Annotated in this window: 22 protein-coding genes and 4 tRNA genes; 14 read left to right on the plus strand and 12 right to left on the minus strand. The window is 57.7% G+C overall.

Annotation, left to right across the window (positions count from 1 at the left end):
• Position 1: 1 nt before the first annotated feature.
• Genes radC through phaC form a run of 4 tightly spaced genes read right to left on the minus strand, consistent with a single transcriptional unit; the run spans position 2 to position 4,251 of the window.
• On the minus strand, positions 2-793 hold the full coding sequence (gene radC, locus ACQY8Q_RS22425) for a RadC family protein (RefSeq protein WP_428428603.1): 792 nt from the start codon (positions 791-793) through the stop codon (positions 2-4).
• Positions 794-801: 8 nt separating this feature from the next.
• On the minus strand, positions 802-1,629 hold the full coding sequence (map, locus tag ACQY8Q_RS22430; RefSeq protein WP_428428605.1) for a type I methionyl aminopeptidase: 828 nt from the start codon (positions 1,627-1,629) through the stop codon (positions 802-804).
• Between the two features lie 30 nt (positions 1,630-1,659).
• Positions 1,660-2,379 carry a DNA/RNA nuclease SfsA gene (sfsA, locus tag ACQY8Q_RS22435; protein WP_428428607.1) on the minus strand — a complete coding sequence of 240 codons (720 nt, stop codon included), beginning with the start codon at positions 2,377-2,379 and terminating at the stop codon, positions 1,660-1,662.
• An 18-nt stretch (positions 2,380-2,397) separates the two neighbouring features.
• Positions 2,398-4,251, minus strand: a complete 1,854-nt coding sequence (gene phaC, locus ACQY8Q_RS22440) for a poly(3-hydroxyalkanoate) polymerase subunit PhaC (RefSeq protein WP_428428609.1) — start codon at positions 4,249-4,251, stop codon at positions 2,398-2,400.
• 173 nt (positions 4,252-4,424) lie between these two features.
• Here phaC and ACQY8Q_RS22445 point away from each other — a divergent pair, with 173 nt between their 5' ends.
• The 4 genes from ACQY8Q_RS22445 (at position 4,425) to recJ (ending at position 9,435) form a co-directional block, all read left to right on the plus strand.
• Positions 4,425-4,763 (plus strand): SHOCT domain-containing protein, encoded by a 339-nt coding sequence (locus ACQY8Q_RS22445; protein ID WP_428428611.1) that lies wholly within the window; start codon positions 4,425-4,427, stop codon positions 4,761-4,763.
• Between the two features lie 122 nt (positions 4,764-4,885).
• Complete coding sequence (locus ACQY8Q_RS22450; protein ID WP_113243624.1) at positions 4,886-6,103, plus strand: LL-diaminopimelate aminotransferase; 1,218 nt, start codon at positions 4,886-4,888, stop codon at positions 6,101-6,103.
• 83 nt (positions 6,104-6,186) lie between these two features.
• Positions 6,187-7,509, plus strand: coding sequence for a homoserine dehydrogenase (locus ACQY8Q_RS22455; protein ID WP_428428613.1), 1,323 nt, complete (start codon positions 6,187-6,189; stop codon positions 7,507-7,509).
• Between the two features lie 123 nt (positions 7,510-7,632).
• Positions 7,633-9,435 (plus strand): single-stranded-DNA-specific exonuclease RecJ, encoded by a 1,803-nt coding sequence (gene recJ / locus ACQY8Q_RS22460; RefSeq protein WP_428428615.1) that lies wholly within the window; start codon positions 7,633-7,635, stop codon positions 9,433-9,435.
• 56 nt (positions 9,436-9,491) lie between these two features.
• On the opposite strand, the gene ACQY8Q_RS22465 is transcribed toward recJ, so the two are convergent.
• The 4 genes from ACQY8Q_RS22465 to ACQY8Q_RS22480 form a co-directional block, all read right to left on the minus strand.
• Positions 9,492-9,566: transfer RNA gene (locus ACQY8Q_RS22465), tRNA-Glu, on the minus strand.
• Positions 9,567-9,754: 188 nt separating this feature from the next.
• Positions 9,755-9,829 (minus strand) — tRNA-Glu (locus ACQY8Q_RS22470).
• 137 nt (positions 9,830-9,966) lie between these two features.
• Entirely contained in the window at positions 9,967-11,304 is a 1,338-nt protein-coding gene (locus tag ACQY8Q_RS22475) for a YcbK family protein (protein WP_428428617.1), read from the minus strand.
• Between the two features lie 344 nt (positions 11,305-11,648).
• Entirely contained in the window at positions 11,649-12,089 is a 441-nt protein-coding gene (locus tag ACQY8Q_RS22480) for a VOC family protein (RefSeq protein WP_428428619.1), read from the minus strand.
• A gap of 196 nt (positions 12,090-12,285) precedes the next feature.
• On the opposite strand from ACQY8Q_RS22480, the gene ACQY8Q_RS22485 reads away from it, so the two are divergent.
• From ACQY8Q_RS22485 to ACQY8Q_RS22505, 5 genes are all read left to right on the plus strand, one after another.
• Positions 12,286-12,864, plus strand: a complete 579-nt coding sequence (locus tag ACQY8Q_RS22485; protein ID WP_113243629.1) for a cold-shock protein — start codon at positions 12,286-12,288, stop codon at positions 12,862-12,864.
• Positions 12,864-13,349 carry a DUF192 domain-containing protein gene (locus ACQY8Q_RS22490; RefSeq protein ID WP_428428621.1) on the plus strand — a complete coding sequence of 162 codons (486 nt, stop codon included), beginning with the start codon at positions 12,864-12,866 and terminating at the stop codon, positions 13,347-13,349. Before ACQY8Q_RS22485 ends, ACQY8Q_RS22490 begins: the two co-directional genes overlap by 1 nt.
• Positions 13,350-13,448: 99 nt before the next feature.
• Positions 13,449-13,525, plus strand: a tRNA-Pro gene (locus tag ACQY8Q_RS22495).
• A 236-nt stretch (positions 13,526-13,761) separates the two neighbouring features.
• Complete coding sequence (locus ACQY8Q_RS22500; protein ID WP_428428622.1) at positions 13,762-14,067, plus strand: ETC complex I subunit; 306 nt, start codon at positions 13,762-13,764, stop codon at positions 14,065-14,067.
• A 44-nt stretch (positions 14,068-14,111) separates the two neighbouring features.
• A tRNA-Arg gene (locus tag ACQY8Q_RS22505) sits at positions 14,112-14,188 on the plus strand.
• A gap of 19 nt (positions 14,189-14,207) precedes the next feature.
• Here ACQY8Q_RS22505 and ACQY8Q_RS22510 read toward each other — a convergent pair.
• Positions 14,208-14,513, minus strand: coding sequence for an XRE family transcriptional regulator (locus tag ACQY8Q_RS22510; RefSeq protein WP_428428623.1), 306 nt, complete (start codon positions 14,511-14,513; stop codon positions 14,208-14,210).
• Positions 14,514-14,608: 95 nt separating this feature from the next.
• Positions 14,609-15,397 carry a hypothetical protein gene (locus ACQY8Q_RS22515; RefSeq protein ID WP_428428624.1) on the minus strand — a complete coding sequence of 263 codons (789 nt, stop codon included), beginning with the start codon at positions 15,395-15,397 and terminating at the stop codon, positions 14,609-14,611.
• A 7-nt stretch (positions 15,398-15,404) separates the two neighbouring features.
• Here ACQY8Q_RS22515 and ACQY8Q_RS22520 point away from each other — a divergent pair, with 7 nt between their 5' ends.
• Positions 15,405-16,373, plus strand: coding sequence for a GlxA family transcriptional regulator (locus tag ACQY8Q_RS22520; protein WP_428428626.1), 969 nt, complete (start codon positions 15,405-15,407; stop codon positions 16,371-16,373).
• A gap of 162 nt (positions 16,374-16,535) precedes the next feature.
• Positions 16,536-16,868 carry a hypothetical protein gene (locus tag ACQY8Q_RS22525; RefSeq protein ID WP_428428627.1) on the plus strand — a complete coding sequence of 111 codons (333 nt, stop codon included), beginning with the start codon at positions 16,536-16,538 and terminating at the stop codon, positions 16,866-16,868.
• Positions 16,869-17,047: 179 nt separating this feature from the next.
• Here ACQY8Q_RS22525 and ACQY8Q_RS22530 read toward each other — a convergent pair whose 3' ends face one another.
• Entirely contained in the window at positions 17,048-17,851 is an 804-nt protein-coding gene (locus ACQY8Q_RS22530) for a hypothetical protein (RefSeq protein ID WP_428428629.1), read from the minus strand.
• 305 nt (positions 17,852-18,156) lie between these two features.
• Complete coding sequence (locus ACQY8Q_RS22535; protein WP_428428630.1) at positions 18,157-19,287, minus strand: tyrosine-type recombinase/integrase; 1,131 nt, start codon at positions 19,285-19,287, stop codon at positions 18,157-18,159.
• A gap of 629 nt (positions 19,288-19,916) precedes the next feature.
• Here ACQY8Q_RS22535 and ACQY8Q_RS22540 point away from each other — a divergent pair.
• The 3 genes from ACQY8Q_RS22540 (at position 19,917) to ACQY8Q_RS22550 (ending at position 22,237) form a co-directional block, all read left to right on the plus strand.
• Positions 19,917-20,105, plus strand: a complete 189-nt coding sequence (locus tag ACQY8Q_RS22540) for a helix-turn-helix transcriptional regulator (protein WP_428428631.1) — start codon at positions 19,917-19,919, stop codon at positions 20,103-20,105.
• 2 nt (positions 20,106-20,107) lie between these two features.
• Complete coding sequence (locus ACQY8Q_RS22545) at positions 20,108-21,688, plus strand: AAA family ATPase (RefSeq protein WP_428428633.1); 1,581 nt, start codon at positions 20,108-20,110, stop codon at positions 21,686-21,688.
• A 207-nt stretch (positions 21,689-21,895) separates the two neighbouring features.
• Complete coding sequence (locus tag ACQY8Q_RS22550) at positions 21,896-22,237, plus strand: hypothetical protein (protein WP_428428635.1); 342 nt, start codon at positions 21,896-21,898, stop codon at positions 22,235-22,237.
• Positions 22,238-22,824 lie beyond the last annotated feature (587 nt).

Raw genomic sequence — 22,824 nt, forward strand, 5'->3', positions numbered from 1 at the left:
ATCAGATCAGCCGTAGCCCCTTCAGGCTTGCATGACCATCCTTGCCGATGATGATGTGATCGTGAACGGTGATCCCCAGAGGCTTTGCCGTATCGACGATCATCTTGGTCATTTCGATATCGGCCCGGGAAGGAGTGGGGTCGCCTGAAGGATGATTGTGGACGAGAATAAGGGCGGTGGCGGAGAGTTCGAGCGCGCGTTTGACCACTTCGCGCGGATAGACCGGCGTGTGATCAACGGTTCCGGTCTGCTGCACCTCATCGGCAATCAGCGCGTTGCGCTTGTCGAGGAAGAGAATGCGGAACTGCTCGCGGGTCTCATGCGCCATGGCGGCATGGCAATAGTCGATCACCGATGACCAGGAGGCCAGAACCTGCTTGCCTTTAAGCTCGCTCTTCAGTGTCCGGTGGGCAACGGTCGAGGTCAGTTTCAGATCGAAGGCCACTGCCTCGCCGATGCCCTTTACTTCCTGCAGCAAGGCAGGCGAGGCGCCGAACACACCGGCGAGCGTTCCGAAGCGCTCAAGCAGCGCCTTTGCGATTGGTTTGGTATCGCGGCGTGGGATTAAGCGAAACAGCAGAAGCTCGAGGATTTCATAATCGGCCAGCGCCGTGTCACCGTGGTCTTTGTAGCGCGTGCGCAGACGGTCCCGATGGCCATGATAGTGCGCATCGTCCTGTTGAACAGGCGGCACGCCAAGGCTGGAGCGCTTCGGTTGCTGTTCGGCGAAAAAGCCCCTTTCATCAGCCGGTTGCGAATGATCGCCGTCGGAAGAAAAAGGGAGCTTTGTCATCGCAAACCTTATGTTGGCAGGCCCGGACGGTCGAGGCCGCCAGGCGATAGGGTGAAAATCTCGCAGCCGGTGGCGGTAACGCCGACAGCATGTTCATATTGCGCCGACAGCGACCGGTCGCGGGTGACGGCGGTCCAGCCATCGGCCAGAACCTTCACATGCGGACGCCCCAGATTGATCATCGGCTCGATGGTGAAGATCATGCCTTCGCGCATTTCCGGGCCTTCGTTGGCGCGGCCATAGTGCAGGATATTCGGCGCATCATGAAACAGCCGGCCGACGCCATGGCCGCAGAAATCACGGACCACCGAACACCGCTCCGCTTCGGCAAAGGTTTGGATGGCTTCGCCGATGGCGCCGGTGCGTGCGCCGGGCTTGACGGCGGCGATGCCGCGCATCAGGCATTCATGGGTGACTTCGAGGAGGCGCTGGGCGGCGCGCTTGATTTCGCCGACCGGATACATCCGGCTGGAATCGCCGTGCCAGCCATCTATAATGTAGGTGACATCGATATTGACGACGTCGCCTTCGCGCAGCGGCTTCTCGTTGGGAATACCGTGGCAGACGACGTGGTTGATCGAGGTACAGGACGATTTGGTGTAGCCGCGGTAATTCAACGTTGCGGGCAGGGCGCCGTGATCCATGCCGAAGTCGAACACGAAACGGTCGATCTCGTCGGTCGTCACGCCCGGCTTGACGCGGCTTGCCAGCTCGTCGAGGCAGTGCGCGGTGATCTGGCAGGCACGCTTGATCCCGGCAAAATCCTCGGGCGTATAGAGGCGGATAACGCCGGTATTCTTGTAGGGCGCTGACGCTGCCTCGATATAGGTGACCATTACAATACTTTCAGTTGTCTTTCACTGATGTCATAGATCAGCACAGGCGGGTTCGTCTATCGGGATCAGGCCGTCAGGCGTAATTTGCTGCGGTGAAACCCGGCATTTGACGGCGAAGGCCTCAACCCCGCGCTGCATTGCCCGGCGATAGGCCTTCGCGTAAACCGGGTCGAGATCACAGCATATCCTGAACGTGGCGCAGTCGTCCCGCTGGATCAGATAGATCATGATGCCACGATGGCCGGCCTCCACCATGTCGCCGAGTTCTTCCAGGTGTTTTGCACCACGCGCGGTCGGGCTGTCGGGAAATTCGCCCAGACCCGGCGTGCGGCTGAAATGCACGTTCTTGACCTCGACATAGGCACGCCCGCGTTCGGGATCGGTCAGCAGCATGTCTATTCGGGAATTGCGGCCATATTTCTGTTCACGTTGCAGGGAAGAATAGAGATGCAGATCGCCGACCTGTCCGGCCTTGATCGCCTCTTCCGCCAGCCTGTTCGGCAGGCCGGTATTGATACCGACGACGGTGCCGTCGACTTCGACCATTTCGAACATGTGCCGATATTTGCGCGTCGGACTGTCATGCTCGGACAGCCAGATGCGTGAGCCGGGCGTCGTCAGACCGCGCATCGATCCGGTGTTAGGGCAGGAGCCGGTGATCGCGCGCCCATCTTCCAGCACGGCATCGAACAGGAAGCGTTTGTAGCGCTGGACAAGGACGGCGGGCACCAATGGCCTGTCGAAGAGCATGAGGTGTCCGTTATCTGATCAGGCGCGGGCGCGGACATAGGAGCCCGGCGCTTCTTCAAGAGAGTTGAGATTTCCGCCGGTCTTGCGGGCAGGCACGCGCTCGCCGTCAAGTGTTTCGATCCAGGTCTGCCAGTGCGGCCACCAGGAACCCGGCGTTTCCTTCGCCGTCTTCACCCAATCGTCGAAATCGCCCGTGGCCGGACCGCCGGTCCAGAACTGGTACTTGCCCTTGTCCGGCGGATTGACGACGCCAGCGATATGGCCGGAGCCGGACATCACATATGTAACGTCACCCCCAAAAAACTGGCTGCCGACGAAAACCGATTTTGCCGGGGCGATATGATCTTCTTTGGTTGCGAGATTGTAGATCGGGATTTTGACGTCACCGAGCGAGAGCGTTTTGCCGGCCAGCACCATCGCGCCCTTGGTGAGGTTATTCTGCAGATAGCAGTTGCGCAGATAGAAGGAATGGTTGGCCGCAGGCATTCGGGTGGAATCGGAATTCCAGTAGAGTAGGTCGAAGGCGGAGGGCTCCTGACCCTTCAGGTAGTTGTTGACGAAATAGGGCCAGATGAGATCCGACGCCCGCAGCATGTTGAAAGCCATCGCCATCTTCGAGCCGTCGAGATATCCAGTCTCCTTCATCTTCTCTTCCATCTGGGCGATCTGCTCCTCGTCGGCAAACACCTTGAGATCGCCGGCATGGGTGAAATCGACCTGCGTGGTAAACAGCGTGGCGGAGCGGATGCGCGTGTCGCCTTCCTGCGCATGCAGGGCAAGCGTTGCGGCAAGCAGGGTGCCGCCGACACAGTAACCGATCGCATTCACGTCCTCTTCACCGGTCGCCTGACGGATGGTGTCGAGCGCAAAGCCGATGCCTTCCCTGGCATAGGATTCCCAATCCTTGTTGGCGTGGCGCTCATCCGGATTGACCCAGGAGATGACGAAGACGGTATGGCCTTGATCAACCGCCCATTTGATGAAGGATTTTTGCGGGTTGAGATCCAGCACATAGAACTTGTTGATCCACGGCGGGCAGATCAATAGCGGCCGCTTCAGCACGGTTTCCGTCGCGGCATCATATTGCAGCACCTGGCAGACATCGCTCTGGGCGATCACCTTACCGGGCGTGATCGCGATATTTTCGCCGACCGCAAACTTGCTGACATCGGTCTGGCGCAGTTTCAGGTCGCCTTTGCCGGCGATGATATCCTCGGCCAGCATCTGCATGCCCTTGACCAGATTGGCGCCGCTGGAGGCGACGGTCTCGCGATAGAGCTGCGGATTGGTGGTCACGAAATTGGCAGGCGACAACGCGCTGGAAATCTGGCGCACATAGAAGGCGGCCTTGTGTTTGGTATGGTCGTCGAGGCCTTCGGCATCGCGCACCATCTTGTCGGCCCAGTTGGACGTGATGAAATAGGCCTGGCGCAGGAAATCGAAGAACGGATTGGCGACCCAGTCGGCATCTGAAAACCGCTTGTCGTTGCGCGGCACATCGTCGGGATCGCTGACCGTCTCGCCGCCCATTCTCTGCAGGGTGCGCGTCCACATCGAGAAGAAGCTCCCCATCAGGTAGGTCTGGGCTTCAAGCGTACGCCTGGGATCGGAGAGCCAGTATTCTGATACTTTGGAAAGGGTCTTGACCATGTCGACCATCGGGTCGCCGGCCATGTCGGTCTTTTGGCCGCTTTCACGCGGTGCAAGCCAGGCTGATGCGGCCTTGCCGAGTTGCTCGACCGTGCGGGCGAGATTGACCGTGAAGGCTTCCGGGTCCTTGACGATATAGGGATCGACTGATTTCGGGTCGAAACCGGGAAAACCATCCGTGCTGGTGCCGGTCTGGCCCTCGGTCTTCCTGTCTTCTGCCACCCAGTTTCCTCCACAGATGTTTGTTTGTTTTGTCTTTTTACATTCTGCCTTAAAATGATTACAAGTGCCAGCGCATGTTGGACTCGGGGCACATTGATGGCCCACCGGTTTCGGTCAGAGTTTCAACCAAGGTACCGGGTAGGGGCGAGATGACGAAGTCGGGGAAAGCAGTGATGACGCGGATAGTGACGGCCTTTGGAATGGCAGGTTTGGTGCTTGCTCTTGCCGCTTGCACGTCGACAAAAGTCGAAGAGCAGCCGTCGATCTATTCGGCCACCATGGCCAAGCCGATTCCTGCTGATGTTTATCCGGTCATCGAAGGCAAACTGCCGGCAGCTGGCGCTCAGATGACCAATGAAGAGGCTGCAAGCCAGTCGGCGCGGCTGACGGCGCTTGGGGCTGCCCGCTCGTCCGGTAAAATCTCCGAAGCGGAATATCAGCGCCGCCTGAAGGAGCTGCAGCTGCTGGCCGCCAATCACGGTGCCGATACGCTGAAGCAGATACAGAAATAGCGCTTGCGTTTCGGCTGATTTGGACGCAAAGCGTTTCATGGCCGCGTGGGCCTGATTGCACCGCGCGCGTCTCCTTGCACGCATGATTCCGGCACGGGGACGGCGCAAGACGAGGTTTAGAGATGGAAGAGTTTCACAAAGTCCGGCGTCTGCCGCCTTACGTTTTCGAACAGGTCAACCGTTTGAAAGCCAGCGCGCGAGCGGGTGGAGCTGATATCATCGACCTCGGCATGGGCAATCCGGACCTTCCGACCCCGCAATCCGTCGTCGATAAGCTGTGTGAAGTCGTGCAGGATCCGCGTACCCACCGCTATTCGTCCTCCAAGGGCATTCCAGGCCTTCGCCGCGCGCAGGCCGCCTATTATGCCCGCCGTTTCGGCGTCAAGCTTAACCCGGATACCCAAGTCGTTGCGACGCTCGGTTCCAAGGAAGGCTTCGCCAATATGGCGCAGGCGATCACCGCCCCCGGCGACGTGATCCTCTGCCCGAACCCGACTTACCCGATCCATGCCTTCGGCTTCCTGATGACCGGCGGGGTAATCCGCTCGATCTCGGTCGAACCGGACGACACGTTCTTCCCGCCGCTCGAGCGGGCGATCCGTCATTCGATCCCCAAGCCGATCGCTCTGGTCATCAACTATCCGTCCAACCCGACGGCGCATGTGGCAACGCTCGATTTCTACAAGGAAGTCGTGGCCTTCGCCAAAAAGCACGACATCGTCATCCTGTCGGATCTGGCCTATTCGGAAATCTATTTCGACGGCGTGATGCCGCCGTCGGTTCTGGAGGTTCCAGGCGCGATTGACAATACGGTCGAGTTCACCTCGATGTCGAAAACGTTCTCCATGCCCGGCTGGCGCATGGGCTTTGCCGTCGGCAACGAACGCCTGATCGCAGCCCTGACGCGCGTCAAGTCCTACCTCGATTACGGTGCCTTCACCCCGATCCAGGTGGCGGCGACCCATGCGCTGAACAGCGATGGTTCGGATATTGCCGAAGTCCGCAACATTTACAAGCGCCGCCGCGATGTGCTGGTTGAAAGCTTCGGCAAGGCCGGATGGGAGATCCCGCCGCCGGCTGCCACGATGTTTGCCTGGGCAAAGATCCCGGAAAAATTCCGTCATCTCGGTTCGCTGGAATTTTCCAAGCTTCTGGTCGAAAAGGCAGATATTGCCGTGGCGCCCGGCATCGGGTTCGGCGAGCAGGGCGATGACTATATCCGCATCGCGCTGGTCGAAAACGAACACCGGATTCGCCAGGCCGCCCGCAGCCTCAAGAAGTTTCTGTCGACAGCCGACGATACGTTGCACAACGTCATTTCGCTGAACGCTCACCGCTGAGGCACCGGATTTCCGGTACCCTCAAAATTGGCTCCGCCGTGTCAGGCGGAGCGCTCTCGATATGTTAATGTTAGGAAATGTGTATGGCAGATGCCCTTAAAATCGGCATTGCGGGCTTGGGAACTGTTGGTGCCTCGCTCGTGCGTATTCTCCAGGAGCGCCACGAGGCGCTGGCGACGACATGCGGCCGGGCCATCGAAATTACCGCTGTCACGGCACGTGACAGGAACCGCGATCGCGGCGTCGATATTTCCGCCATTGAATGGCATGCCGATGCGCTTTCACTGGCCCAGACCGCCGATATCGACGTCTTCGTCGAATTGATGGGCGGTGCCGGTGAACCGGCGCTCTCCGCCGTCAAAGCTGCCCTCTCGCGCGGCGTGCATGTTGTTACCGCCAACAAGGCGTTGCTGGCCTCCCACGGCATTGCGCTTGCCGGTCTGGCTGAAGAGCATGGCGCGCTGTTGAACTATGAAGCTGCCGTCGCTGGTGGCATTCCCGTGATCAAGGCGTTGAGAGAATCGCTGACGGGCAACACGATTTCGCGCGTCTACGGCATCATGAACGGCACCTGCAACTACATCCTGACCAAGATGGAGAAGGAAGGCCTGTCGTTCGAGGCCTGCCTCAAGGAAGCGCAGCGCCTGGGCTATGCCGAAGCCGATCCGGCCTTCGACATCGAGGGTAACGATACCGCCCACAAGCTGTCCATCTTGACCAGCCTAGCCTTCGGAACGGCGATAGCCGCCGATGACATCTATCTCGAAGGCATTACCAATATCTCGATCGACGATATCCATGCGGCCGCCGATCTCGGCTATCGCATCAAGTTGTTGGGCGTTGCCCAGCGCACCGACAGCGGTATCGAGCAGCGCGTGCATCCGACCATGGTGCCGCTCGATTCGGTGATTGCGCAGGTTGACGGCGTCACCAATGCGGTGGCGATCGAATCTGACATTCTCGGCGAGCTGCTGATGGTCGGACCGGGTGCAGGTGGCAATGCGACCGCATCCGCAGTGCTTGGCGACATCGCCGACATTGCCAAGAGCCGTCCGGGCGCCCAGCATGTGCCGGCGTTCGGCCGTCCCGTCACGGCGCTGTTGCCTTACAAGCAGGCGCAGATCCAGAGCCATGAGGGCGGATATTTCATTCGCCTGAAGGTTCTCGACAAGACTGGTGTCTTTGCAAGCATTGCCACGCGCATGGCGGAAAACCGGATTTCGCTGGAATCCATCGTTCAGCATTCCAAGCAGCCTGTCGATCCTGATGGTCCGCAGACGATCATTCTCGTCACCCACGCGACCACCGAGGAATCGGTTCGCAAGGCTGTCGCCTCGATCAAGGGCGAGGGCTATCTGGTCGGCGAACCGCAGGTTATCCGCATCGAGCGGCCAAAGACGGCCTGATCCGAAATTGCAGATAAATGTCTTGCGGCCCCATCCGGCTTGTATCCGGGTGGGGCCGTTTTCGTTGCGGTTTGCGCCTGATGCAAAACCCGCGTACGAACGGTCAAAAATCATGGGTGTACGATGAGTGATGTGCAAGATCCCGTCCAGCGGGCGTTTCTCAATGTCGAGCGTTCGGTCACCGGCCAGCGCTGGGTATCGCGGCTGGATCAGGCCGGGCAGAACCGCGCGCTGGCCATCAGCCAGGTTCACGGTTTTTCCGATCTCATCGCCCGGGTACTTGCCGGACGCGGGGTGACGATGGACGATGCGGTGGCATTCCTCGATCCGACCATCCGCTCGCTGATGCCGGACCCCGATACGCTGACTGATTGCAACAAGGCCGCTGCCCGTATCATCGCCGCGATCAGGGCGCGGGAAAAGGTCGCCATCTTCGGCGACTACGATGTCGATGGGGCCGCATCCTCGGCGCTGATGTTCCGGTTCCTGCGTCATTTCGGCGTCGATGCGGAAATCTATATTCCCGACCGCATTTTCGAAGGCTACGGCCCCAACCCCACGGCCATCAATCAACTGATCGACAATGGTGCCCGATTGATCGTCACGGTCGATTGCGGCTCGACCAGCCATGAATCGCTGGCCGCTGCCGAAGCGCGGGGCATCGATGTTGTCGTTATCGATCACCATCAGGTCAGCGCGGAGTTACCGCCATGTATGGCGCTGGTCAATCCCAACCGCGAGGACGATCTATCGGGGCAGGGACATCTCTGTGCGGCTGGTGTCGTCTTCCTCGTTCTGGTCAATGCCGTGCGGCAATTGCGCGAAGCCGGTGACAAACGCGTCGCCTCGTTCGATCTGCTCGCCTTGCTCGACATCGTAGCGCTGGCAACCGTCTGTGACGTGGTACCGCTCAAGGGCCTGAACAGGGCCTATGTGGTGAAGGGACTGGTTGCCGCGCGGCATATGCAGAACCCGGGCCTGTCGGCGCTGTTTCGCAAGGCCGGGCTCGGCGGCCCGGTGACGCCGTATCATTTCGGCTTCCTGATCGGCCCGCGAATCAATGCTGGCGGACGTATCGGCGATGCAGCACTTGGTAGCCGCCTGCTTACGCTGGAGGACGAAGGCGCCGCCGAAGAAATCGCCGCGAAACTCGACGAACTGAACCGCGAGCGCCAGGTGATGGAAGTCGCCATGCTGGCCGAGGCGGAAGCCGAAGCGCTGGCGGAATACGGTACCGGTGAATCGGCCTCGATCATCGTCACGGCCCGCGAAAACTGGCATCCGGGCATTGTCGGCCTTCTGGCTGCACGTCTGAAGGAAAAATTCCGCCGTCCGGCCTTTGCGATCTCGTTTGATGCGAATGGCAAGGGAACGGGCTCAGGCCGCTCGATCAGCGGCTTCGATATTGGCAAGATCGTTCGCGCGGCCGTTGATAACGGCCTGCTGATCAAAGGCGGCGGTCATGCGATGGCGGCTGGCCTGACCGTTGAGCGCGCCAATCTCGGCAAGCTGCGGCACTTCTTCGATGAGAAGGCGCAGAACACCGTCAAGGACCTCGTCTCGGCTGAAACACTGAAGATCGATGGCGCCCTGGGCGCTGCCGGTGCCAATCTGGCGCTGGTCGATCAGCTTGAGCAGGCAGGCCCATACGGGGCAGGGCATCCGCAGCCGATCTTTGCGCTGCCGGCCCATCGCTTGCGCGATTCGCGTCAGGTCGGTGCCAATCATGTGAAAGTGACGCTGGAAGGCCAGGACGGCTCCAGGATCGAAGGCATCGCATTCCGCGCCCTGGAGACGCCGCTGGGCGACTTGCTGCTGTCTGAGCGTGGCATGTCGCTGCATGTGGCAGCCTCGATATCGGCGGACATGTGGCAGGGAACGCGCCGCGTGCAGTTGCGGGTCATCGACGCCGCAAAGGCATTCTGAGCGGCCGTTACCGGCGTCGCATGTCTATACTTCAATCTGGGGAAATTGGTGAACCATGGTACGCCCTAGGGGAGTCGAACCCCTCTTCCCAGAATGAAAATCTGGTGTCCTAACCGATAGACGAAGGGCGCATCAGTGGTGTGGGCGTCTTATAGTCAGACATCTCGAATGCTGCAAGCGCTAAATCGCATTTTTTCAAGGATTTTTCGCAGTAAAATCAGCGGCAAAACAGGGAAGGTTCAGACGCCGCAAAATGCCTCTCGCATCGCGTTTTCAGCGAGCGGCAGGCATGAATTATCACTGTCGGGGAGGTTCACAATGGTACGCCCTAGGGGAGTCGAACCCCTCTTCCCAGAATGAAAATCTGGTGTCCTAACCGATAGACGAAGGGCGCATCCGTTGTGTGGGCGTCTTATAATCAGGGGTTTTGAATACCGCAAGCGGCAAATTTCATTTTCCTGTAAAAAAGTTCTGATAACGCGTCGTTTTTGGCGTTTTGACGAATTACTCAATTAAAACAGTTGGTTGCCGTCAGCCTTTGCGGCGGCGGCAACGCCAATTCCAGTCGCGGGATTCACCTGTGTCGATGTGTACGGATTCCGTGTGGCAATAGGTTCCGACCCCGCCGCGGCCGGGAATGGTACGCAGATAGTCTGCAAGCTCCCATTTGCTCACGCCCGGCACCTGGATGTCGGCAGCCTCGCATGTCGTGTGCAGGGAGTGCTTTCGTCCGCCGGCGCTGGCATTGTGTTTCAGATCACGCAAGCCGGACGTCACCATGATCTTGCGGCCATAATGGGTTTCAATGACCTTCAGGACCTGCAGCAGGTCGGGTTGGAAACAGCCCGTTTCCACCTTTTCGGTTTGCAGCACGAGCCCGTTTGGCGCTAGGCGCGCCAGACCGGACAACGATGCCATTTCGACTGCGGGACTATCGTCATCATGTCCGGGTTGCGAATCGTCAACAGTGGCATACATCGACGTTGTGCGCACGCCGGGCAGGGCGGTGAACCCGAGCGCGGCGGTCTGGCTGGATTTCAGGTCGCTGGCCACTATTGTCTTTTTCTCGGGCGCCTTGGCGAAACGGTCATTGCTGAACTGGCTTCGGTTCTTGCGTTTGGCGGCGAACAGAGCCGCCAGTGTCAGCGGTTTTTCCGCTTCGTCCGGGGTATCTTCACTGTTTTGCGAGTTTTTAGAATCGGCAATCGCGGCTGGCGTGCTGTTGAGCCCCTCCGTCGATGCCGTTTGCACGGCGGCAGACTGCGGCAGGCGGCCGCCGCGCATGCTGACGCTGCTGGTCGGGATGGGCACGGCAACGGGAAGCGGCGTTCCGTCTGCGCCAATCTGCGCACTTGCCACCTGTTGGGTTGCGGCAGAGCCATCGGCATTGCTTGCGCCTTCAAGCGGCAGGGGGGGCTGGTTGGGTGCCGGCTGGCCGCTGTTGAAAAGACTGTTTGTTGCGGGATTGACGCCCGTGGCTTGCCCGGCCGGCAGCGGCGCATTGCCTGCTGCTGCCGCTGCATCATGAACAGGCGCTGCATTTGGCGTCTGGACGGCAAAAATACTGTTCGACGTTGCGTTGAGGCCGGTGCTTTGCATTGTCAGTGATGACGGCTGCCCATTGTTGGGTGCTGGCATCATCGCGTTCGCCTGAGCCCCAGGCTGTTGTTGTGCATTGGCGCCGGCCGCAGAGACCTGCTGATCCTGATAGGAACCGGGTGCCGCTTGGGCTGCATCAGCGGAGGCGACGACTGGCACCACGGCGTCTGCGGATGCTGCTTCGGCCGTGTCTTTGGCGGCTGTGACACAACCCGACAACATCATGGCCGACACACTCAGCGCAAAAGCGCAGCTGAGGCCGCGAATCATCGCCGCCTTTTGTAGGATAGGACGCAACGTTGGATCCCCACTTAATGCGGGCCGGGCGACACTTGCCGTCATGGCCTTTCATCAGGATATTTCAAACCGCACGATCAGCGTGGCCTTTTACGAATTGCCACGTCTCGTCCATTGCGATTCGATCGGTTCAACTGGGAGGAAAGTTCTAGCCAGCCTGACGCGCATGCACTTTCATCCCATTAACGTATCGTTCGGATTCTAATGAACGTCCCGTTATTTGTAAACCTGCGCTGACACTGGCGATTGTTGGAGCCCAACCATCGCCAGTGCTGGAAAGCTAGATCCAGATATAGCCCAGCCGCATTGTGCCGGGCTTACCAAGCGCCGGTATTGCCCATCGAGGCCCAGGGTTCCTGCGATGGGAGGTTCTCACCCTTCTGCAGGATTTCGATGGAGATGCCGTCCGGCGAGCGGACAAAAGCCATGTGGCCGTCTCGCGGCGGCCGGTTGATGGTGACGCCGTTGTCCATCAGGTGCTGGCAGGTTGCGTAGATGTCGTCGACTTCATAGGCGAGGTGTCCGAAATTGCGGCCGCCGCTATAATCTTCGGTGTCCCAGTTGTAGGTGAGTTCCAGGCACGGCGACAATTCAGTCTTTGCATGATCGAGATCAGCGGGGGCTGCGAGGAAAACCAGGGTGAACCGGCCCTTTTCATTCTCGTAACGGCGGATTTCCACAAGGCCGAACAACTTGGCCCAGAAGTGAAGTGACGCGTCCAGATCTTTGACGCGAACCATCGTGTGCAGATAACGCATTGGAATATCCTTGTTTTGCGGAAGATGGGTTATATTTAGCCGACAACCAGCCAGAGGCAAGGCTGAACGGCTAGTGTGGTTCGACGGCAAATTTCATCCGGGGGCTTGCACATAAGCGGCGGGACGATGTTATTCTGATCGTCAAGAATCAGTTAACCGTAATGATGTGACGCGTAATCGAGGGGCTGGACAGGCAATGGCGGATAGAATTTCAGCAAAGGACGTCACGCCGGATGACGATTTTGCCAATGACGCTCTCGATCTGGTTGAAATTACCGGCGTCATCAAATGGTTCGACGTTGCCAAGGGGTTTGGTTTCATCATTCCCGATAACGGCATGCAGGATGTTCTCGTTCACGTCACATGCCTGCGCCGCGATGGCTACCAGACGGTGCTCGAAGGTTCGCGCGTGGTTGCCCTTATTCAACGGCGCGACCGCGGCTACCAGGCTTTCCGCATTCTTTCCATGGACCAGTCGACAGCGATCCACCCGTCGCAGCTGCCGCCGGTCAAGACCCATGTTCAGGTGACGCCGACCAGCGGGCTGGAGCGATGCCTGGTCAAGTGGTTCAACCGTACGAAGGGGTTCGGCTTCCTGACCCGTGGTGATGGGACTGAGGATATTTTCATCCATATGGAAACCTTGCGTCGTTTCGGGCTTACCGAGCTGCGCCCGGGGCAGACCGTTCTGGTGCGCTTCGGTGATGGGGACAAGGGTCTGATGGCTGCAGAGATCCATCCGGACGTGCCGGCGCCGATTGGCCGGGCACATTGATGAGCGCGCGTCTCCCGCGCCTCGCTGGAAGCGCCCTTGTGGCGCTTTTTTTGTGGCTTGTGCCGGTTTGGGCCGCCGCAGCTGAGGTCACTTTCGAGACTGCGCCTTTGCAGATCATCGCAACCGGCGGCAAGCTGCATAAATTCACCGTCGAACTGGCGGTGGACAATGATCAAAGATCACAAGGCCTGATGAACCGCCGCCACATGGCGCGCGATCACGGCATGCTGTTTGATTTCGGCGTGACGCGCCAGGTGATGATGTGGATGAAGAATACCTATCTTCCGCTCGACATGCTGTTCATCGCCAAGGATGGCAAGATCGAAACGATTCGCGAAAATGCCGTGCCGCAGTCCGAATCGATTATCGATTCCCGCGTTCCCGTCTCCTTCGTTCTCGAGCTGAACGGCGGAACCGTCAATCGCCTCGGCATCGCTCCTGGCGATATTGTCGACAGCGCCCGCATCTCCGGTTCGCAGCCTTAAACAAACAAATTGATTCCTTTCACTCCGTCTGTGGAATTGTGCAATTTAGGTGTTGCAGGGGCAGGGGGAAGCGTGTATCTCCCGGCCATCGACGGGTCACGGAGTGTAGCGCAGCCTGGTAGCGCATCTGGTTTGGGACCAGAGGGTCGGGAGTTCGAATCTCTCCACTCCGACCATCGACTTTTCCCAATTTATTGCATCGGTATCGAACGAGGCTTCGGCCTCTTATGGGATCGTGCATTCTGCGCCGAGCAGCAGCTTTATGCAGCGAAACGGTACAGGCGGCAAAATCGGCGGATATAACGCTTCAAGGTCATTCCGTTTTAATTCGTTCTGCGCTAAGGCAATGCGCAGAGACTGGCAGCGCGTCGCGCCGCCGTCAGCAGTGAACCATGGTGGAGCCGCCAAAAATATGTCCGCGAAAATCTATCGACCCGCAAAAACCGCCATGCAGTCTGGCAAGGCCAAGACGAATTTGTGGGTTCTTGAGTTCGATCAGGAAACGCCGCGCACCATCGACCCGATCATGGGCTACACAAGCTCGGCCGACATGCGCCAGCAGGTCAAGCTGACATTCGAGACCGCCGAACAGGCCGTTGCCTATGCCGAACGCAATGGCATCGAATACCGCGTTATCGCGCCGAAGGAACCAACCCGCAAGAGCGTGTCCTATAGCGATAATTTCCGCTTTAGCCGCACGCAGCCCTGGACACATTGATCCCGGACGGACTGCCGGTTCAAGGAGGGAAACCTCCTGCAAGCGGCCCCTTAGCTCAGCTGGATAGAGCACCTGCCTTCTAAGCAGGTTGTCGCAGGTTCGAGCCCTGCAGGGGTCGCCAATTATCTAAACCCAAATCCCTAAACGCCCGGAACCTCGTCATTGGCGACCAGGCCGCCTTCGCTTTCGAGAACGGAAAGACGGCGTGCCTCCGAGCGGGTAAATTTGAGCTGGACGCCAAGTCCGTGTTCACCTTCCTCGATGAACAACGCTCCGGCTGCTTCCAAGGCAGTTTGCAGGGCAAGAATGATCTCGTCGGCAGGGTTTTCAAGCTTCCGTTCGAAGCGGGCGATTATGGTCTCGTCGATGCGGGACAATGTTGCCAGGAGCTGACGTGATATTTCGACAAGTGCGCGTGCCGCGCGGCATTGTGAGCCAGTAATCATGGTCGCCCTCCTGTTGCTGTAAGGATGAGCGAAGGTTGTTGAACGGTCAACCCGCTATCATCATAACCACAGAGCCGTCGGGGCGGGCTTCAGAATTACAGCACGAAGAAGCCGATAACAGCGGCAATCGGTACTGGGACGCCGACGAGCCAAATTAGTAATTCTCGTACCATGAAATTGCGGTAGTCGGCCGGGCCGCAGTGGGGAGGCGTTTGGACGGGTGGATTTTTCATCATGGCCTCCCGCGCTAGAAATACAGCATCCAGATGACGATAACGGCGATAAGGGGAACACCCAGGAACCATAAGAGACCAGCACGCAGCATGTGAATTTCCTCCGTTGAGCCTGTTTGTTGGGCCGCAGCAGGAACGCACGGTTGTCCGGTTCGTTCCTTGCAGCCTTCGGTGTTGCACCAGGCACCTAATGATCCAGTCTTGCGCTGCTATCGCATCGTCGCAGATAGCCGCCGGAACAATCGTTCTGTCACGCGGCGAGGTGTGGTCTGACGACTGGGCCGGTAGGTGGCTTGCTTGTGCGAATGACCTGGCTCTCGGCTTCAGCCATTGGTTGATCGCAGCCATTGCGCTGACTGCCGGGCTGACGGTATTTTTTGCTGTCAGTAAGCTGCAGGCTGCATTGAAATCGAAGCCGATCGCCCCGGAACCGGAGACGATAGTGGCAGAACAAAGCACATTATTCTGAAACGATGGTTTTGAAAAAAAACGGGCCGAAGGCATCTCTGCCGTTCGACCCGTCCGGTAAAGATCGGTTGGGGAATATCCAGACATCTGCAGGCTAACCCAGCTGCGGACGGGAGGTCTTACCGGCGCATCATGCCTGAGCAACGCCAATCCATTTGACATAAAGCGCAGAAAATTTGACATTTATCGGATGTTGTTACCCAAAACTCCCGATCATCATGTCAAGGTTGTGATTGTTGTCCTGCCCGAATCATCCATCATGTCGCTGGCCTCGGTGCTGGATCCGATGCGCGCCGCAAACCGGGTGGCCGGCAAGATCCTGTTCGACTGGACAATCCTGTCTCCCGATGGTGAACCCGTTCTTCTGACCTGCGGCGTCGCGATTGCGGTCGATGGGGTGTTTTCGGCGCGGGACCAGGGTGACTGCCTGCTGATCATCGGCGGTTTCAATCTGGACCGCTATGCGCAAAAACCCTTCATTGCCGGCCTGCAGGCCGCGGCCCGGCATTTTTTCGTTGTCGCCGGTATCGAATCCGGGTGCTGGCTTCTGGCTCGCTGCGGGCTCGTCAACGGCCGAACAGCAACAGCTCATTGGGAGGAGCTGGAGGATTTCGCGCTGGCTTTTCCGGACGTGAGCGTCAGGGCAGACCGGTTCGTGACCGATGGAAAATTCTGGACCTCCGGCGGCGCATCGCCGACCTTTGACATGATGTTGCACCTGATCCGGCAGCGTTTCGGTTCATCCGTGGCGCTCGATGTGGCGAGTATCTTTGTCTACGACGAGACACATGCCGCAACAGATGCCCAGCCGCTGGTATCGCTCGGCCGCATGGAAGCGCTTGATCCGCAGCTCGCCAAAGCGATCCGGCTGATGGAACGGACGCTTGACCGGCCATTGTCCATAACCGCGCTTGCGCTTCGTGCCGGGCAATCGCAGCGTCATCTGGAAATGCGGTTTGCCAGGGCGCTGGGTATCAGCCCCGGAAGCTACTATCTACGGCTGCGGCTGCAGGCAGCGCAGCGGCTGGTTAGCGATACGCAGCTGAGCATCCGCGAGGTCGCTCTGCGCTGCGGTTTCGATAGCCTGTCGTCGTTCTCTCGCGCCTTTAAACGTCAATATGGCGCGAGCCCCATGACACTGCGCCAAGGCCTTCACTGAGAGGTTGCGGGCCGGTATTTGCCGTCAGCACCTTCGCAATCGGCTTGAGAGACGGCGCCAAAATTGGGTGATTTCATCAACAGCAAGGCGGCAATCATCATTCCCTCTTGCCGCAACCCTGAAGCGGCCATATCTCTCGTTTGAATGGAGAGCGCAACGACAATGAAAACGATGATTCTGGCGGCCGCAATCGGCCTTTCGACCTTGATGCTTGCTGGCTGCGTCAGCGAAGGCGTTTCCTACGAAGACGGCGGCTACAATTCGCGGCCGCGCGATTATTCCGAGCGCTACAACCGTAATGAGCGCTGGCGTGACCGGGGCGATGATTCGGAAGGCCGGGATAATGGCCGGCGCGATCGCAACAATGATGGCGGCCGCGCGGATTGGCGCGAGCGGGATGGCCGCAGGGGTGACGATCGCCGCTGCAGCAACGACCCGCGCTGCGAAGTTCCTGAATACAACCCGGAACGGCCCGGCTACTATCGTCGCGGCTAACCAGCCCAAGTCGATTGAAAAATTAGAACCGTCCCGGCTGCTACTGGTCGAGACGGTGAAACCAAAACAGCGTCGCCTTTACGGGTGACGCTGTTTTGGTTTGAAGGCTTTCGGTTACGAAGGTGCGCCGGAAACGGGGTAGGGTATCTGATCGCTACTGCCGTCTCGGCACACATAAGCTAGCGCAGATTACCGATGGGAAACTGAAAATTCAGGCCGGCGAAAATCTGCCACCGGGGTGCGCCGGGGCCGTCGTGCCAGACGGTATATTGCGGTTCGACGAAGGCGTTCATCGTGATGCCCTTGTCGAGCTGGAACACCTTGCCGATACCCAGGCCGACCGGAATACAACTCGCACCATTTTCCATATTGAAGTTCCAGGTCGCCGTAGAGCGGAGATAGAAGCCTTTGTCCAGGTTGACGTTGACGATGGGCTGCACTGTCAGAAGATTGACATCGTCTCGCAGATCGCTTCCGGCAAACGACGCCTGATAGGTAACAAGGCCGCCGAGAAGACCCCAGCTTTGCGGCGCGACCACGACGCCCGCAGCACCGGCCTGCCACTTGCCGCTGCCAAGCTCGTCTTCGCTCGCCGTCGGGATTACCAGAACCGGCCCTGCCGCGAATGTGACATCGCCGGCCTTTGGCAGCACGAACAGGTCGATCAGCGTCAGATCGCCGATACCCGTGACATAGCCGTCCGGCACGCCCGGTGAAGTGGCGACAGGCAGCGTGAAGCGTATCAACTGCGGCAGCCCAAAAGCATCCGAAGGAATGAGGCCGCGCAAAAGAAACTGGTTGGCATGTTTGTCTTTAGGAACGTCGATAAAATCCGGAATGAAGTAGTTGTGAAAATTGATGGTGATTTTCGGCGTCAGCGGATTGTTCGCCGCGTTAATGTCCTCGTGCTCCTGAGCGGACACCGTCGTTCCCGTGCACAGGATGACCAGAAATGCTGCTGTGAGAGAATTGAAAAACTGCATGTGGGAACCTCCGCGTCCGTTGAGGCAGGAAACCACAATTTTAAGTCGGCCGGGAGTACGTTACAGTAACGTTGGTGCAACGGACGTCCAGACTGCGCCCCAGCGTCGCCTGTCACCGCGATCTATCAAGTCATTAAACTATTGATTTTATGATGTTTGGTGAGAGCGCAGGGATTCGAACCCTGGACCTACTGATTAAAAGGCTTTAGATAAATCCCGCAAAATAAGGCTTTGCGGGCGTTGTGCTCCATTTGTGCGCCATGGAACGCGGGGGAACGCCCGGAAACGCTGAATAACGCCGGGCACTACACGTCAATTCCATCCATCATGTCGGCATGGTTTTCGGACGGGAACATATGCCCATAGCGGCTCATTGTGATGTGGAATGTAGCATGGCCCGCAAGCGTCTGTACGGCTTTCGGCTGCGCATTTGCTTCAATCCACGTGCTGACCGCGTAGTGCCGCAGGCTATGCCAGCCTAGATCAAGGCCAGCCTTTTTAACAAGCGGGTTCCAAAACCTTTTGCTGAAATTGGTGTGCCGGGTGAAGCCGCCTTGCGCATCTGGAAAAACGAAATCGTCATCACCCTTGTATCGCGTCACCGTGCGCCATTCCTTCAGGTCAACAACAAGCGCCTTGCTGAGTTTTACCGTCCGCTGCCCTGCTTCGGTTTTTGTAGTGTCGATTTGTCCGAATGCATCCACGCGAGCAGTGACGGTCACAGAGCCTTTTTCAAGGTCAAGGCAATTCCAGCGCGTGGCCCATTGCTCACTCGCCCTCATGCCAGTTCGTGCAGCAAAACGGATGCGCAAGGCGAGGGCGACCGGCTGAAGGCTGCGGGGCTTTGGCATTTCATCGGCTGCTTTCAATAGTGCGGCGAACTCTTCCTTGCTCGGCGGCACGATTTTGGCATTGCCAGTTCCACGCGGGGCAGTCACGCGAACACCCTTCGCAACGTTCCCGGCGGCCATGTCCTGTCCCACGGCATACTGCAACGTTCGGGAAAGCGCCCCGATAACGCGCCGGACGGTCGGAAGGCCCACGCTGTTATCCTTCATGGTGTCAATCAAATCGTTGACATTGCGGGCTGTGGTTTCGGCAAGCTTCAGGTGGCCCATTGTCGGTCGCACGTGCGCGTCAAGCTGTCCCTTGGTGTTGTTCACGTACATGCGAGTGGCGCTGCCTTCCTTTAGGCGCTTGTCGAGCTCTTTTCCGTAGGCGTCGATTGCGTCCCCGACCGTCTTTTTCGCGGCATCGGCCCGGAACGCGCCCGTACTGATCTGACCCTCGACTTCTACGCGGCGAGCCTCGGCCTCTTTCTTGCGGGCGTGGTTCTCCTTGTAGCGCTTTCCTTGGCGGTCGGTATAGGCCAACACCCACGCCTCTCGATCTTCCCCCTTGCTGGTTTTCCAATGCCGTTTCGTGATCGTCGCCATTGTCAGGCCTGATCTGACGGCGGAAGTACGAACGTCCCGGACTCCACCAACTGAAGCAATGCCAGAGCTTCGCCAACGCGGGCAGATTTATAGGCTGCGAGTTCTGCCCGCTCTAATCTTATTTTGTCGCGGTAGATGGCACCCTTGCAACTTGTGGAACAAGTTATGGCGTTATGTCTGTTCGCCCCGAAATCGGCCCCACAATGCGCGCACTCAAACAAATATCTAAATCCTGTTATTGCCGTCATTTCATCCACCCCTTGATTAACTGATAGTATGGATCACGAAATACCGTGGCGCACGCCTTCTGTCAATCGCAGTTGTCTTGATGGCACCGCTGGCGCGGTCGCTTCCCGCCACCCTTCGGTACGGGTTCAAAAAAGTCGAAAATTTTTCAACCAACGTTTTCAGTAGCTTGGCAACGTGAGTTTTCTCTAATTCACAAACCAAATAATTCCAGATCCGCTTATGGAATCAATAGCCTGACTCCAGAAGTTTGGGTTTCGTGAGATTGGAAATAGCGGAGCATAAACAACAGCTTGAGGCCTTGTTAAGGGTGTCAGGGATGGATAGATAAGCATCAGGAACAGCGAGAAAGGCTGGTGAAGCAGACGACAAGGAGAGCAAGTATGAAGAACGATTTACAGATGATTATGGGCGCGGACGCGATTGCCAAGGAATTGGGCATGTCCCGCAAGCAGGTGTACGGGCTTGTCTACCGGAAAATTCTACCGGCCGTGAAATTGGGCGCGATTGTCGCAATTCGCCGGTCCTCGCTTGAAAGCTGGGTCGCATCGCTTGAAGCGCAGGCGGCCTGATCATGGCCCTTGAAGAAACGACACTCTCGATTGAGGAGAAGCAAGAGCAGGACCGTCTTTTTGACTTGGCGTGTAATAATGAGGTCCAGCTTTCTGACGGCCTGCCTCAGGACATTGATGCGGCAAACGATGAAGCCCGGCGGGTCAGTGAGCATAACCTTGCGACCGGCTATCATGAAATCGTCATCGACTATGATGCGATTGAGGCGGAACACGCGGCGGTGAACGGGTTCAACTATACGGATGGCGATGAAAACAACTTTGCGCCCGATAGTGATGATTTTGAGCCTTCCGATGGGGGATATTCTGCGGGTACGGAGGAACGTAGCGGGCCGGAAATGTTCAAGCCGGGCGTTGTAGACACGACAACTCGGAACCATTTCGAAATCGGCTTCAATCATCAGGACGAATACGTTCCGCCTGATGATTTGATCGATGGAATTATCACACGGGTTTCGCGCAATGGAATTGTAGGTTCGTCCGGTTCTGGCAAGTCTTTCGGCATCATGGAAATGGCCGCTTGCGTCATGACAGGGAAGCCGTTTGCAGGTCATGACGTTCTTCGTAGGGGCGGTTTCGGGTACTTCTCGTATGAAGCGCCGGGAACGGTTAAGGCTCGCATGCACGGCCTTTTAAACAAGTACGGCGAGGCCCTTCATGATGTGCCGTGGTTCCCTTGCCCAACGCCTATCAACCTAAGCAATGAGGACGGATGGGAAGCGTTATTTGATACTGTTGAAGCCATGCATCAACGTTGCTGGGAATTGTTTGAAAGGCCGCTTGTGGCCATCGCGGTCGATACGGTTCATGCGTCTCAGATGGTGCTGAAGGAAAACGATGCTGGCGAATGGGCTGGGCCGCTAGATTGGATGAAACGTATCAGTGAGCATTTCAAGCTAGCTTTCCTCGTATGTCACCATTCCGGCAAGTCTCAGGACACGCCAGACGGCAAGACGGCTGAAGGCAGTTTGTGGCGCGGATCGGGTGCGGCACCGGCTGCGCTCGACAACATTCTTGCTGTGAAAATGGATAAGCGCGAGGGCAAGGTGTCCCGGCGCTGGATGTTCCAAGAGAAGTCAAAGGACGGCGAAACAGGGTATATCGCAGATATTGAAACGAAGGTTCATGTCATCGGACGCAAGCGGAACGGCAAACCGGCTACGACATTGACGCTCGATTTCAACCGCAAGACAGCGGACGATATCAAGTCAGAGCGGGCCCAGGATGCAAAGGCCAAGGCAGAGGCCAAGGCAGCGAACCGGAAGCGCGGCGAATATGAATTGCCACTTATGCAGGCAATACGCATCGTCGCGAAAGAGCAATGCCGGGAAACTAAATTGAAGGCGGGTGGGTGGCACTACGAGGCGCATACATATGACGTTGAGGCGAAATTCAGAGAGATTGCAACCTGTGATCCAAGTAACATGAAAGCGCGCTTCAAATCGGCTGTGTCTGCATTGATGAAGAATGACGGCTTGGAACATGATGAAACAGCCGTGACCTACTCGCTGAAGGTTAAAGAGCCGGTTCGATTAGGTGCCTTTGCATTTGCCCCGTCGTCGTCGTCGTTAAAAGCGGCATAAACGACGACGCGACGAGGCGACGAAATCCGCCAAAAACCAGTCCATTCTCGTCGTCGTCGTTGCCTAATTTGTATTAGGCTAACGACAGACGACGACGAGGGGATTGGTACCGAGAAATTCAACGACGATCAAAATACCAAATCAGAATATCAACAGCCCTGAAATGCGCATTGGAATTGTGCCGGGCAGAGTATTGAAGGAGCAAACATGGCTAAGGAGATCAAGAATACAAATCACGGGGCTGTCACGCTTGAGCGGCTTGCAATTCGGGATTGTGCTGAGAGAGCGCAAGAGGCTGCGGTGAGTGCGAAGGATGAAGCACGGCAGGCGGCAAAGGCGTGGGCGGATCGGGCTGCGACGGAAATGGACTTTCCGGCTTATCTGGACGTGCTTAAACAAGCGTTCACTGAAGGCGGCGTTGAGCGGGCTTCGGATGTGGTTGTGCTGTTTGAGGGCAAGACCCTGAAATGTGGTAGCCACCTATATCGAGGCGCGCGGTTTGTGGGCATGCAGCGCCCCGATCAGCGGGTATTTCGCAAGGCAGCATAACCCGGCAGGGATATGAGCAGGACTGGACTAAGCGCGGGCATGTCCTGAGCAATCACCCAGCCCTGAGACAGCATTCTTGCTCACCTAATGGGATGGGCGGAAGGCAGGCAAGCCGCAAGGCGCGGCAGACGGCAGACAATTGCAACAACAGATGAGATCGGGCAGGCGCTTGGCGATGGAGTCAGCGCACCGGCAAAGCTATGGGCACGGCACTGACATGCCGTGCTTCGGCAAATAGAAGGGAAAGGAAAATCGATGGATATCCGACTCGCTCGCCGCCATCGTCAGTGGCCACAATCAAAGCCTAATTGTGGAAGTCTTACCTTAGAACTATCCAGTCGCGTAACGTTTGATAGGGCCGTAATTACGCGGCTCCATGATGCCCAAAAAGACGTATGTTACTGTAACATACGTTGCCGAGCTTGGCGTTTCCTCTACGATACAAAGGCGAAGTCATTGCGACGCCATTTGGGATTTTGATGCGAACGCATGCCCTGATGAACTTACTAGCACCCGCGCTTTCTGACCTTCGTCTGCAGCACCTCGCTTGTAGGCAACATTTTGGCGCAGTCCAATAAATAAGGAAC

The sequence above is a fragment of the Pararhizobium sp. genome (genome assembly GCF_965279435.1).
In the GTDB taxonomy this organism is placed as follows: Bacteria; Pseudomonadota; Alphaproteobacteria; order Rhizobiales; family Rhizobiaceae; genus Pararhizobium.